The 13,769-nt window shown below is 46.1% G+C and carries 10 protein-coding genes and 1 riboswitch; of the genes, 9 read left to right on the top strand and 1 reads right to left on the bottom strand.

Features of this window, described 5'->3' with window-relative positions:
- Window positions 1–254 precede the first annotated feature (254 nt).
- From ACBP55_RS11625 to ACBP55_RS11635, 3 genes are read left to right on the top strand one after another with little or no spacing between them, the layout of a single operon-like run.
- Window positions 255–833 (top strand): TetR/AcrR family transcriptional regulator, encoded by a 579-nt coding sequence (locus ACBP55_RS11625; RefSeq protein ID WP_464651675.1) that lies wholly within the window; start codon window positions 255–257, stop codon window positions 831–833.
- 21 nt (window positions 834–854) lie between these two features.
- Entirely contained in the window at window positions 855–1,196 is a 342-nt protein-coding gene (locus ACBP55_RS11630; protein WP_464651677.1) for a DMT family transporter, read from the top strand.
- The gene (locus tag ACBP55_RS11635) at window positions 1,196–1,510 is read left to right on the top strand and encodes a DMT family transporter (protein WP_171644007.1); all 315 of its coding nucleotides are present in this window, start codon (window positions 1,196–1,198) and stop codon (window positions 1,508–1,510) included. The genes ACBP55_RS11630 and ACBP55_RS11635 overlap by 1 nt, the downstream gene beginning before the upstream one ends.
- 1,110 nt (window positions 1,511–2,620) lie before the next feature.
- Here ACBP55_RS11635 and ACBP55_RS11640 read toward each other — a convergent pair.
- Complete coding sequence (locus tag ACBP55_RS11640; protein WP_464651678.1) at window positions 2,621–4,333, bottom strand: methyl-accepting chemotaxis protein; 1,713 nt, start codon at window positions 4,331–4,333, stop codon at window positions 2,621–2,623.
- A gap of 79 nt (window positions 4,334–4,412) precedes the next feature.
- Window positions 4,413–4,497: riboswitch (cyclic di-GMP riboswitch) on the bottom strand.
- A gap of 276 nt (window positions 4,498–4,773) precedes the next feature.
- On the opposite strand from ACBP55_RS11640, the gene ACBP55_RS11645 reads away from it, so the two are divergent.
- The 6 genes from ACBP55_RS11645 (at window position 4,774) to ACBP55_RS11670 (ending at window position 13,741) form a co-directional block, all read left to right on the top strand.
- Window positions 4,774–5,805 carry a BMP family protein gene (locus ACBP55_RS11645; protein WP_464651679.1) on the top strand — a complete coding sequence of 344 codons (1,032 nt, stop codon included), beginning with the start codon at window positions 4,774–4,776 and terminating at the stop codon, window positions 5,803–5,805.
- A 200-nt stretch (window positions 5,806–6,005) separates the two neighbouring features.
- Entirely contained in the window at window positions 6,006–7,400 is a 1,395-nt protein-coding gene (locus tag ACBP55_RS11650) for a cytochrome ubiquinol oxidase subunit I (RefSeq protein WP_464651680.1), read from the top strand.
- 45 nt (window positions 7,401–7,445) lie between these two features.
- Window positions 7,446–8,456, top strand: a complete 1,011-nt coding sequence (gene cydB, locus ACBP55_RS11655; RefSeq protein ID WP_464651682.1) for a cytochrome d ubiquinol oxidase subunit II — start codon at window positions 7,446–7,448, stop codon at window positions 8,454–8,456.
- Window position 8,457: 1 nt separating this feature from the next.
- Window positions 8,458–12,114 carry a thiol reductant ABC exporter subunit CydD gene (gene cydD / locus ACBP55_RS11660; RefSeq protein WP_464651684.1) on the top strand — a complete coding sequence of 1,219 codons (3,657 nt, stop codon included), beginning with the start codon at window positions 8,458–8,460 and terminating at the stop codon, window positions 12,112–12,114.
- Between the two features lie 213 nt (window positions 12,115–12,327).
- The gene (locus ACBP55_RS11665; RefSeq protein WP_464651686.1) at window positions 12,328–13,035 is read left to right on the top strand and encodes a GntR family transcriptional regulator; all 708 of its coding nucleotides are present in this window, start codon (window positions 12,328–12,330) and stop codon (window positions 13,033–13,035) included.
- 100 nt (window positions 13,036–13,135) lie between these two features.
- Entirely contained in the window at window positions 13,136–13,741 is a 606-nt protein-coding gene (locus ACBP55_RS11670; RefSeq protein WP_464651687.1) for a hypothetical protein, read from the top strand.
- Window positions 13,742–13,769: the final 28 nt, after the last annotated feature.

Genomic DNA, 13,769 nt, shown 5'->3' on the forward strand with positions numbered 1-13,769 from the left:
GAAGGAGTTGAAGGAGGTATTTGATTGTGTCAAACATGAGCAAATTTATTCAAAAAAGTTTGAGCAGAAAATTAAAAATCACGATGGCGATTTTGTTTTTCGTGGCACAGTTTTTCTCATTAAATGAATGAGAAAGATTGCCTACTATCCTGCCATTCTGGCTAGATGGTTGGTAATCTTTTTCATTGGTTGCCCCAATATGGAGTACGTGATACAATCATCCTGACGAACGTTCGGAAGGGGTAGTGGATCAAATGACTGCAACTCGGATCAAAGGGGTAGCCCTCACACAATTTGCCAAAAACGGATATGAAGGTGCGTCGCTTGCAGATATTGCTACGGAGGTAGGCATCAAAAAACAATCCATCTATACACATTTCAATGGGAAAGATGAACTTTTTCTTGATCTGTTTGACGATGTGCTAGCGAAGGAATTGAATTTAATTGTTGAGTATCTCGCTCGCCATAAGCATCTTTCGATTGATCAGCTTCTTTATGGCTTTCTTATCCAATATAAAGATTGCTACGAACAGGATGATAATACCAAATTTTTCTTGCGGGTTGCCTTTTTCCCGCCTTCCCATCTCTATAATGAGATTGTCAAACAAGGTTATAATTATTTAGATACGCTGGAAACGATGTTAATTCCTGTTTTCGATCAAGCGATAGCAGCAGGGAGCATCAATTCTGATGTCAGCAGTGAAATGGCGACAGTTGCCTTCCTTGCTGTACTGGATGGCATGTTTGTAGAGTTGTTATTCGGAGGAGCTGATCGGTCGCTTAAAAGGATTGAAGCTTCCTGGTTCGTATACTGGCGTGGAATCAAATCGTAAAACAGCAGGAGGATCATACACATGAATCGTAATTGGATTTATATATTTATCGGCGCTTTTTTTGAAGTGATTTGGGTTACGGGTTTAAAACATGCGAATACGACGATGATGTGGATAGGCACGATCATTGCGATGTATATCTCTTTTCATTTAGTCATTAGCGCGTCTACCAAGCTTCCTGTGGGGACCGTGTATGCTGTCTTCACAGGAATGGGGACAGCCGGTACCGTATTGGTGGAAATGCTGCTGTTCGGAGAGCCGTTCAGGTTTCTTAAAGTATTCCTAATATTACTGCTTTTATCCGGCGTATTTGGACTCAAATTTGTGACAAAAGAGCAAGATAAGAAAGGAACTGCAGTCTAATGGGTTGGATTTTTCTCATGTTTGCCGGGATGTTCGAGGTCGTAGGCGTCGTGGGCATGAACCAAATAAATAAAGCGAAAACCATCCGCTCCTTTAGCATTTTCATTGTAGGCATTGTCATGAGTTTTGCGCTTCTGAGCCAAGCGATGAAAAGCCTGCCGATGGGCACGTCTTATGCGGTCTGGACAGGGATCGGTACAGTTGGCGGCGCAGTCGTCGGGATGCTGTATTATGGCGAATCTAGTGATTGGAAGCGGATTATGTTCATTGCGATGGTGTTAAGCGCAGCGGTTGGTTTGAAATTAATTTCTTAATCACATAGAAGGGAAAGGTGGGGGCATTCAGTGAGTGATCTATCAGGGAATGACAGGTGTGGAGATTTTAAACATTTTAAAAAGATTAAATGCACAATCGGACGATTATTTTGATTACGCATGACTTATTGATTGCCCAACAGTCGAAGCGGATTGTGAGGTTTCGGGATGGGCGTTGGTTCATTAAATGGAGACTGAATATACAGTAACGATAATGGCCTTACGTGAAGTCGTAGGGCTTTTTGATTTTTCAAGTTTGGGTAGCAAAGATCAGAGATCGTGGCCCCCATTTTATTAATGATGTATCTTTACTTCGTTCAATCTGACAAAATATTTATGAGAACAATGACCGACACACAAACCGAGGTTTTAAAGCGGGTTACGGATCGGGCCGACGATATGTTTAATCGGACTTTAAATGTTTCGAATTTGCTCTCGAACGACTATGATGTTCTGCTACTGCTAAGAAGTTCGGGGCAATCAAATTTAGTTGATTATCCTACATTCCAGAGGGTAATTGGTCTACAGAGTAAAATGGACAACCTGAAGTGTACGATTACCTAATCGGGCTGATGACTCATGTTGCGTCGCCCATGCGAACACTTTTGAGACAGCCCCATTTTCCGTACTCGGTAGTGATTTCATATCCCTCAAGTCTACGCTTGTGGACCCGTTAAACGCGGTTCGATACGGAAAATAGGGCAACTGAAGCTGCTTATTTGTTCGAATAGCTCCTGTTATGGATGCTTAAGCAAGCTACGTTTGCTTATTGATCGCTAATACGCCCAGAGTGTAATGTTTTGCAGAACATTAGCACGATCTGTGGTCTTATCTCACGAGATACCTCGATAGTTAGAAGGAATTAGCACACCTAGCTTGCTTATTCATTCCCTAGCACAATGTAGATATTTTAAATGACCTAGCCGCAGGCTAGGTTAGTACTCAAAATAGAAATGGATATGTTCTACATGTCAATACAGCTAAAAAGAACCTCCATTTCCCACTGAAGTGGAATTGGAGGTTCTTTTGCGTAAAATTCGGGACGTTCTTAATCATGCGAACACTTTGAGGCAGCCCCTTTTTATTGCACAGTATCCGGTAACGGGGCGATCAGCTCTTAAAACGTAAAGTCATTTCGTGCAGTTCTTGAGCCATCCGCGTCAACGCATTCACGGATTCCGAAATTTCTTCCATCGTAGCTAATTGCTGCTCCGAAGCGGCCGCTACACTTTCTGTCTTCGAGAAGGCGACTTCCGTAATGCTGTTCATATCGTGGAGAGAAGCGGTAATTTCCTCTGTGCCTGCCGACATTTGTTGCGATGCGGCAGAAACCTCCTCCATCTGATAGGCCACCTGCTGCACCCCATTCATAATTTTGCGGAATGCTTCTCCTGCTTCCTGCATAATCACGGTTCCGTGTTTGACCTCTATGCTACCTTTTTCCATGGCGACAACTGCAGAACGAGTTTCGCCTTGAATTTGCTGAATGATCCCCGCGATTTGTTCCGCCGATTGTCTGGATTGCTCCGCCAGTTTCCGAACCTCGTCGGCAACGACGGCAAAGCCTCTTCCGTGTTCGCCCGCTCTTGCAGCTTCAATCGCGGCATTCAATGCAAGCAAATTTGTCTGCATCGAAATATCGGTAATAACATCGACGATTTGACCGATTTCATGAGATCGTATACCCAGTTGGTTAACACTCTTGGCCGAATCGTTGACTGATTCTCGGATCAAATCCATTTGGGACATCGCTTTCTGGATCGAAATATTGCCTTCCTCGGCTTCCTTGGAAGCTTCCATTGACATTGCGGATACATTGCCCGAAAATTCGGCAATCCGATTAACTCCGGTAGCCATCTCTTCCATTGCTCTTACGCTTTCGATAGTACTTTGCATCTGCTGATCGGCACCTCCAGCAATGTCTTGAATGGCCGCAACGACATGATGGGTAGTTTGGTTGGATTGTTCGGAGCTTGCTGCCAATTGCTCCGAGCTTGCTGACAAGTTTTGAGACTCGAGGACGATCTTCGCAATGATTTCTCTCAAGCTGGTGATCATTCCGTTGAAATCCTTTGAAAGAAGACCGATTTCGTCTTTGGATTGGTATGTAGCGTTAACCGTTAAATCTCCGTCCTGCGCTTTAGCCATCAATTGCTGGATGCTGCGGACAGGTCTTGTGATCATGTTAGAAATGCCATATCCGATCAAGGAACATAAAGTGACGGCAAGTAGGGTAACGACAATGATGATCGAGGAAGCCAGCTTGGAGCTTTGAACACTTTTCTCGTAAAAGATTTTTGCGTCGTCTTCATTGAACTTAACAACGTTCTCCAGGCTTTTGATCATTTCTGCGCGGATCGGCTTGAACGAATTCACATATTCCTTATGCGCTGCTTCTTTTTGATTGGCAACGGCCAATTCATCCACTTTTTTCTTGGCTTCGTTGTTTTTAGGGATTAAATTGATAAAGCTTTGGTACTGCTCTTGTGCTCTCGAAGTCAGCGTGATCTGCTCGAGAGCTTTTCGTATCGCCTGATTTTTATCGCGGGTTTGAACAATTTGCTGTTGGATTTGCTTAATGATAGCTTCGTCTTTCGCCAGCAGCAATTCAAGCTGCAAAGCATCCATTTGGGAATTGCCGAACAGAAGTCCTTCGACCAGGCTGTTCGGAATCAAGGTTTCTTCGTACATAGCACGGGCATTGCTAGCCATCTTGTTCATGACGAAATAGCCTGTAAAGCCGATAATGAGCAGGAAAACAATGGAAAGACCGAGCATCCCCCCGATTTTCGTTTTGATTCGCAAATTCTTAATGTATTTCATGATCTAAGCATCCCCCATTGAGATATTGTGAAATAAAAAAAGTCCACCCCCAAAAAAAAGAGATGGACGACCTCCAATTTTCGGTGACCCGGCTGCCGTAGATCGAAATCCTTAGGCCCGTAGCTTTGCGTCCTCCTCTTTCGAGAAGTTTGCCTTTTCGTGATATGGGTATATCTATTGGCCAAAGTATAGAATAGCTTTTTGAAAAATACAAGACCTTTTTACTAAACCTAAATACTCACTTAACATACCGTAATGTCGGAATTTAGGGCAATTGTCATGGGTGCTTTAGGGAGGATAGGCCTGCGAATGGCGCTATTACGCGATTATTGGGTTTATTCCCCATATTTATTTTCGGCATAATTTGACAAAAAATGAAGTCTAGTTTATTCTCGGATTTGTCCGGACAAAACTACTTTTTTGGAAACGAGGGGTACATCTTGAGAAAACTACTTTCGAAATTGGCTTTGTCGAGCTTGGCGATGGCACTAGTATTTTCATTCGGTTTGTCTACTGCAGAAGCTAGCAAGGACCCGTCACACACCAATAATAAAAAAGCTAAAGTTGCATTGTTGATTCCGGGTTCCTCCAAGGACGGCGGTTTTATGGAATCTGCTTACCGTGGATTGGCGAAGGCAGAAGAGGATTTCAGAATTAAGGCGACGTTTGTGGAAAATATCCCGCATGACACCGCTCAAATTGCAGATGCATTGCGTGAATTGGCTAATACAAACCCAGATATGATTATTGCTCATGCAGGGCAGAGCTCGGAAGCCGTGAAGTTGGTAGCCAAAGAATTTCCCAAAATAAAATTTGTTAATACGCAAACGAATTTGACCGGCGATAACCTGTCCAGCTATCAGGTAAAACAGGAAGAATCCGCATGGCTGGCAGGCGCAGCTGCAGGACTTTTGACAAAAACGAATGTGGTTTCTCATATTTCCGGCGCACGCGTAGGTCCCGGTCTGTTGGGACGCGCAGCATTTGCCGGCGGTTTGAAATACACGAATCCTGAAGCAACGTTCCTTACAACGTTTACAGGCAACCAGGAAGACGCCGCTCTGGCGAAAAGAGTTGCGCAAGCGCAAATCAACGCGGGGTCGGATATGATCTTCACCATGCTGAATAATGCTCGTTCTGGTGTGACGGAAGCGGCACGCGAGAATGGCGTGTATCAATTCGCTAACGTTCGCGATTATTATGCCGATGCACCCGATGTTTTCATTGGATCTGCGATTTCGGATGCAAGCTTGACCGTATATGGAGCGATTAAAGATTTGACGGAAGGTACGTGGAAGCCGAATACGGTGAAAAAAATTGGACTCGAAAATCCGGATGCCGTTCGACTTGCCTTGTCACCTATTGTTCCACAAGACGTGAAGGATACAATTGCAGCGTTCGCCGATAAAATCAAATCAGGTGAAATTGTTATTCCTTCAGTATATACCGGTCCTGAATTTACAGCTAACTAAGCCTGCGTTCAGATAACGAATCGCCTAAGTGAGCCTCATAGTTCGTATGTTGAGCACTTCTTTAATCCCGAGTGGGGTTAGAGAAGTGTTTTTCTTTTACACTTTTTGTTCAATAGAAATTACCGCGGTTGTGATATTCATCACATGCAAACAACACGCCACGATTTATACTTACAACGAAAAGAAGGGAGGCGCTATTTTTGGAAGCATTAGACTTAAGTCGGTGGCAGTTCGGAATAACAACAGTTTACCACTTTTTTTTCGTACCTTTATCTATCGGTCTTGCCTATCTGATTGCTTGTATGCAAACGATGTATGTGGTCAAGAAGGACGATAAATACAAAGCAATGGCACAATTCTGGGGCAAATTGTTTCTCCTTAATTTTGCAGTGGGTGTTGTGACAGGAATTATGCAAGAGTTCCAGTTCGGCATGAACTGGGCGGATTATTCTCGGTATGTTGGTGCAGTCTTTGGGGGACCGCTTGCCGTAGAAGCCTTGGTTTCTTTTTTCTTGGAGTCAACGTTTCTAGGGTTATGGATTTTCGGTTGGGATCGGCTGTCGAAAAAGGTGCATTTGGCTTGTATATGGCTTGTAGCAATTGGAGCAACTTTATCCGCACTCTGGATTCTGAGCGCGAACTCTTTCATGCAGGAGCCCGTCGGCTACACGATTCAGAATGGACGTGCGGAGATGACGAATTTCTTCGCGCTGCTTGGCAACACACAGCTATGGGTTGAATTCCCGCATGTTATTTATGGGGCGCTTGCTACAGGATCAATGTTCGTAACAGGCATCAGCGCTTATCAAATCATACGCAAACACAGAGTGGATTTATTTAAAGCCTCTTTTACAATAGGGATCGTGTTTGCTCTCGCTGCAAGCTTTATGACAGCTGTAGCTGGACATGAGCAAGCACAGCATTTGATGAAATCTCAGCCGATGAAGATGGCTGCATCAGAAGCACTGTGGAACACAACGGGGGACAGCGCCCCTTGGACCGTATTTGCTCGAATCGATGTCAAGAAGCAGGAGAACAAGTCTCAATTAGAAATTCCTTATGCGTTAAGCATTCTTTCGTATAACAAGCTTACTGGCAGTGTGCCCGGTATGAATCAACTGCAGGCCGAGTACGAGGCGAAATACGGTCCTGGCAATTATATTCCGCCAGTGAAGACGACGTTCTGGAGCTTCCGCATTATGGTAGCGGCTGGCGTACTCATGATTCTGCTTAGTATGCTAGGAACCTACGCCGCATTACGCAATCGCTTGGAACGGTATCGTCATTATTTGAAATGGATGCTACCCGCCATTAGTCTTCCTTTTATCGCGAACTCAGCGGGCTGGATCATGACAGAGGTGGGAAGGCAGCCTTGGACTGTGTTCGGATTGCATAAGACAGAAGACGGGGTGTCACCTCTCGTTTCCTCATCCATGGTAGCGACCTCGCTAATCGGTTTTATGCTTGTTTATGGCATTCTGGCAATCGTGTTCGTGTACCTTATCGTCCATTTTGTACGCAAGGGAGTCGAGGAGGAAGGGCACAATCTTCATGATCGGGATGAACGTGAGGAAAACATGGCAACCCTGCTGTAAGACAGGGGGACTGATGAATAATAAGAAAGTGAGGGGAAATCACCTATGCTTGAAACCTTATGGTTTGTACTGATCACGGTGCTGTTTGTCGGCTTTTTCTTTCTGGAAGGATTTGATTTCGGCGTGGGCATGCTGACGCCGTTCCTTGGCAAGACGGATACAGAAAGGCGTGTTCTTATCAATGCGATTGGCCCCGTCTGGGATGGCAACGAAGTGTGGTTCATTACAGCGGGCGGCGCCATGTTTGCCGCGTTTCCAGGTTGGTACGCCACCTTATTCAGTGGATTTTATATGGCTTTGTTTCTCATGCTCATTGCCCTGATCGGAAGAGGTGTCGCGTTTGAGTTTCGCAGCAAATTACCGAATCCGAAGTGGCGTCAAACGTGGGATTGGATCATCTTCTTCGGCAGTTTGCTGCCCCCGTTGCTATGGGGCGTCGCGCTAGCGAATTTGATGAAGGGGGTGCCGATCGATGCCAATACGAATTACGTGGGCTCGTTTTGGGATTTAATTTCACCTTTCTCGGTTATGGCTGGGGTTAGTATCGTACTCTTGTTTTTACTGCATGGCGCGCTCTATCTTTCGCTCAAAACAGAAGGGGAGCTCCGCGAACGAGCTCGCCAAGCTGCCAAACGTTTTGGAGCGTGGGCAAGCGCAGCTCTTCTGCTCTTTGTTCTGCTGTGTTACTTCCAGACAGACATGTTTACCCGTGACGGCATTATCCCGGGAATGGTTCCGCTTACGGCGGGGATGACTTTATTGTCCGTTCATTTCTTCCTCAAGGCAGGTCGTGACGGCTGGGGGTTCATCATGACGGGCTTAACGATCACGCTGTCCACCATCACGGTGTTCATGTCGCTGTTTCCAAGGGTGATGATCTCTTCACTGAATCCGGAATGGACACTTACGATATATAACACGGCTTCTAATCCGTATACGCTTAAAGTGATGACGATCATTGCGCTAACAACAGTTCCTTTGGTCATCGCCTATCAGGCGTGGACGTACTGGGTATTCCGCAAACGGCTCACCGTGAAAGATCATTTGGAATACTAGCATGATGAAGAAGCTATTACTGAAAGTGCCGGGGACGCTTCAATTGTTTGCCATCTGCATTGCGCTTGGCCTGGCCGGGGGAACTCTCATTATCGTAGAGGCTTCCTATTTGGCTCAGATTGTCAATGGGGCGTTTATGAAAGGACTCGGGCTTACTGCTCTGATTCCAGTGTTGGTTGCGCTTCTCGGATGGATTGGCTTGAGAGCGGTAATCCAAATGGCGAGTGACTATGTATCATCCCGTATGGCGCTCCGCATTAAGAGCGATCTGCGTATAAGGCTGCTTCAAAAAATCGCCGACTTAGGACCGAATTACGCCAAAGGTGAGCGCAGCGGAGAGTTGATAAGCACTGTGTACGAAGGCGTTGAACAGTTGGAAACGTATTTGGCCCGCTATTTGCCGCAGATGGCCTTGTCCATGCTCATTCCTGCTGCCGTATTTTGTTTTGTTGCAGGTTTGGATTGGCTATCCGCCCTAGTGCTCGCGATCACCTTCCCGCTGCTCATTATTTTTATGATTCTCGTTGGGATGGCCGCCAAATCGAAGGCGCAGAAGCAGTTTAATACGCTTGGACGATTAGGAGGTCACTTTCTCGATATCCTGCGCGGTTTACCGACGCTGCAGATTTTCAATCGCAGCCGTGCGCAAATTGAAATTATTTCCCGAATCAGTGAAGAATATCGCAAAACGACGATGGGGACCTTGCGTTTAGCTTTTTTATCGGCGTTTGTCATGGAATTGTTTGCAACGCTTAGTACGGCCATCGTTGCCGTATTTCTGGGATTGCGGCTGGTTGCTGGAGAAATTGGATTTGAGCATGCGTTCCTAGTGCTGCTCTTGACGCCAGAGTTTTATGTGCCTGTGCGAGCGCTAGGGACCCAGTTTCATGCGAGCACGAATGGGATGGCTGCTGCTGCGCGCATCATGGATATTCTGGAGACGGAATCCCCAGGCTGGACGGAACGGGACAACAGTCAGCGTCCCGTTTGGAATGCGAAGGGTTACAGAATCGAATTTCAAGAGATCGGACTCACCTACCCTGGGGAAAAAAGAGCTGCGGTTTCTAACGTATCGTTCACCCTTGAACCTGGAGAGCGAGTAGCCGTGATTGGTCCTTCGGGCTCCGGCAAGAGCACGCTCCTAGATGTTCTTCAGGGTTTCATTCGGCCTACGGAAGGGCGAATTCTAGTCTATGGCATCCCGCTGTCGGAGCTATCGATGACATGGTGGCGCGATCAACTATCCGCCGTCAATCAGAATCCAAGGCTCTATCACGGCACTTTGAAAGAAAATTTGATCATGGGCAGCGGTGATGTCGCAGAAACAGATATGGCAGTAATGCTTCTGGCGTCAGGCGTTGATTTCATCGATAGGCTTCCGAAAGGCGATCAGACGATGTTGGGGGAGTCTGTCCGTCTTTCCGGCGGTCAAGTGCAGCGTATTGCCATCGCACGCGCGCTGCTTAAGCAAGCGCCAATTTTGCTGCTCGACGAGCCAACCTCAGGGCTGGATCTCATTCATGAGGCTATCGTGCGACAGGGGCTGAATGAGCAGTTGCAAGATCGAATGTCAATAACAGTGGCGCATCGTCTTGAAACGGTACAAAACGCGGATCGCATTATTGTGATGGAGAACGGGCGGATTGCTGAAATCGGAACGCCAGCTGATTTGTTAGCCGCTGGTGGGCTGTATGCTCGCATGATGAAGGCTAATAGCGCTGCGAAAACGGAGGCGTTTCTAAACGAGGCTGAAGCTCATGGATCTTCCGAAGGTGTGATGACTGAAGCGTTTAGCCACCGTATTTCCCGCCAGGATTCAAATGAGAAAGAGCGCATTAATCGGAGTGGGACGTTCATACGTATGCTTGAGTTCGTTCGTCCATACAAAGGCCGAACAGCTTTGGCGGTGCTGCTCGGCTGTCTGACAATCGCCGCTAATATGGGGCTGATGGGAACCTCCGGCTACCTCATTGCTCAAGCGGCGCTGCGCCCCGAATCCGTTCTAATGCTTTGGGTTCCGATTGTGGGTGTCCGATTTTTCGGTCTCTCTAGAGGCGTGTTTCGTTATTTAGAGCGACTTGTTTCTCATGATTTGACATTCCGTATTTTGCATCGCATACGCGTTTGGCTCTACGAACGTTTGGAACCGAATGGGGTCAAGCTGTTAGAGAAGGGACGAAGCGGAGAACTGCTTCATGCGGTCATTGGCGATGTGGAGCAATTGCAAAATGTGTATTTACGCGTTCTTGCGCCCCCGCTAGTTGCTTTGCTCACTGGACTTCTAGGTTGTATTGTGATGGCTGCGCATCATGTTGAATTGGCAATCCTACTTGCTTGTATGCTGGTGTTGGCCGGCATAGGCATCCCTTGGCTTAGCGCTCGATGCGCTAAGTCGGGTGGCGAGGCTATCGCGGGGGCGCGAGCAGTCATGTATGCCGAAACAGCGGATCTCATCGCAGGGATCAAAGATTTGATCGTATTTGGTCGTGTCAACGAGCGTGTTCTTCGAATGGATGAGATACAAAGCCGTTCGAATGTGTATCAAACGAATCAACATAAGGTTGCTTCCTATGCGGGTGGGGGTATGCTGGCGGCCGCACATCTAGCGATGTGGTTGGTCCTTGCGGCCTCGGTGTATTTAGTCAGTCTCGGGCAGCTAGAGGGTATCGCGATACCAGCGTTAGTTATGGTTACGTTAGCTTGCTTTGAAGCTGTCATGCCGTTACCGACCGCATTTCAGTCCATGGGCCTTACGCTTTCATCCGCCGATAGACTGTTCCGATTAGCCGACGAGAACCAGATTGACGAGGGACGTCAGGTCGAGCTCAGCTTACCTGTGCCCGCTGAAACGCGTGAAAGGGATGCTTTACAAGATGACTGGACGACCTCCATTCGTGGGCTCTCGTTCCAGTATAGCCCAGAGGAGCCGTATGCCATTAGGGACCTGTCCATGACGTTGAAGCGTGGAACGATGACCGCCATTGTCGGTGAAAGCGGAGCTGGGAAAAGTACACTGCTGCACTTGCTGCTGAAGCTGCGCGCTTATACCGAGGGCTCCGTTACGATGAATGGTCAGGAGCTTCGCGATTTGCCAGCGGCCTTCGTCCGCTCGGAATTTGCAGTTGTCTCCCAGAACGTACACTTGTTTAACGCATCCGTGAATGCGAACTTACGGCTTAGCTGCCCCGAGGCGACCGAAGATGAGCTGCGAGAGGCGACTCGCTTGGCACAGATTGACGATACGATCGAGCAGTTCCCGAACGGATATGAGACTGTCATTGGCGAATTGGGCAGTTTATTGTCTGGCGGCGAGCGGCAGCGTCTGGCTTTGGCACGTGCGCTACTCCGTAAAAGTCCAGCTGTTTTGTTCGATGAACCGGCAACAGGGTTGGATACGTTGACGGAAAAGGCGATTTGGAGCAATTTGGACACGTTGTTGAAGGACAAAGCGGTGCTTTGGATCACGCATAAATTGACAGGTCTGGAACGCATGAATGAAATCATTGTCATGCATGATGGCTGTGTCCAAGAACGGGGGACACACTCAGAACTTCTCCATCGCAAAGGCTATTACTATCGTCTTTGGCAGCTTGAGCAGGAGAAGGATTGGCAGCACACCTATGTGAATGAGCCTAATGAGGTTCATTCGATGGTATGAATGGATAGTTCCGGTAGTTCCGGGGTGGTATCGAGTTAATGAAGGATTTGTATTACGATAATTAAGAAATCATCATGATAAGGCTGCCGACCAAAGTCGGCAGTCTTTATTGATTAAGTACTCTAAAATTTTGTTGACTTATTAAATATACTTCTGCTAGAATCAACTTGTACACATAAGTGAATAACTGTATAACCAAAAGGGGGTTATTTGTTGCTAGACAAGAATGATTTTACTCCTCTCTATGTTCAATTGTATCGAAAGATTAGAGAGCAGATATTAAACGGCGAATATGAACAAGGAGAATTCATACCTTCTGAAACGGAACTTATGAAAGCGTTTCAAACAACTAGAGGGACAGTAAGGAATGCAATCTCGTTGTTGGTAAATGATGGCTTGGTTCAACAAGTGCGTGGAAAGGGTACCTTCGTCTTGTTAAGACCATTAAAGTACAACATAACGAATTTCGGTGGATTTACGGACTATTTGAATCTCCGCAATGAAGTTGGTGTTTCAAAAGTATTAGAGCAAACCGTAATTTCGTTGGCTGGAAAAGATTATTACAAACTGGTCCGGGCACGCGGAGTCAAAAAAGAAGATATTATTACTTATTTGATGATCGATACTTCATTGCTTCCTGTCAGTTTATTTCCGGGACTGGATCAATACGACTTTGAAAAAGAGTCACTCTATCAAACACTTAGAGAGAAATATCAAATGTATCCTAAACGCACAGAAATTTCGCTATCACCAGTAACAATCGATAAGCAGACAAGGGAAATATTGCAAATTAACGATACGGAAAACGCTTTGCTGAAAGCGGAAGGAAGTATTTTTGACTCAAATAGTATCGAAATTGAGAAAGTGAAGATCATTTATGCGCCTAATCTTGAGTTCAATATTATGACCGAACTCAATTAGTTTTTCATTAATTAGCTGGACTTAATCATTTCACCAGCTACTTATGATTTTTAAAGTCGGAATATTCTGACATTAAATGAGAAAATAAGGAGGAAGGTCAATGAAAAATTCGTTAAAATTAACCGTTTTTTTAATCCCGATTGGCATTGCAGTTAACTTTATTGGTGGTCAGATTGTTTTGTTGTTAAAGCTCCCGTTATACCTGGATTCGATTGGCACAATTGTAGTAGGCGCCCTTTGCGGCGGAATTCCAGGTGCGATTGTTGGTGCCATTACAAATTTAACGATTTCAGTAACCAATCCAACGACACTAGCTTACATATGGTTAAATATCCTATTTGGTTTACTAGCCGGATATTTGGCGAGAAGAGGCGTGTTTACGAGTTTATGGAAAACCATTGTTGCCTCCATCGGCTTTGCGATCATCGGCGGCGGAATAGGATCAACGATTACAATTCTAATGTTTGGCGGGCTTGGTGCTGGAACAACAGGCATGATAACGGGTATGTTGATGACGATGGGCTTCTCAGTTCAGGCTGGGGCATTTATTTCTGAGTTGTTTGCTGATCTATTAGATAAAATACCAACGATGATAGCCGTCTTTGCCATACTTAAGAGTATTCCAGTGAGAACTTTAGTTAAGCTCCCACAAGGGGAAAAATTTATTCATAGAAACCGTGGCGAACAATCCACACATAAGATGTGATAACTTCACAGGGGGGCAATGATCGTAC

The sequence above is a fragment of the Paenibacillus sp. WG02 genome, assembly GCF_055396115.1.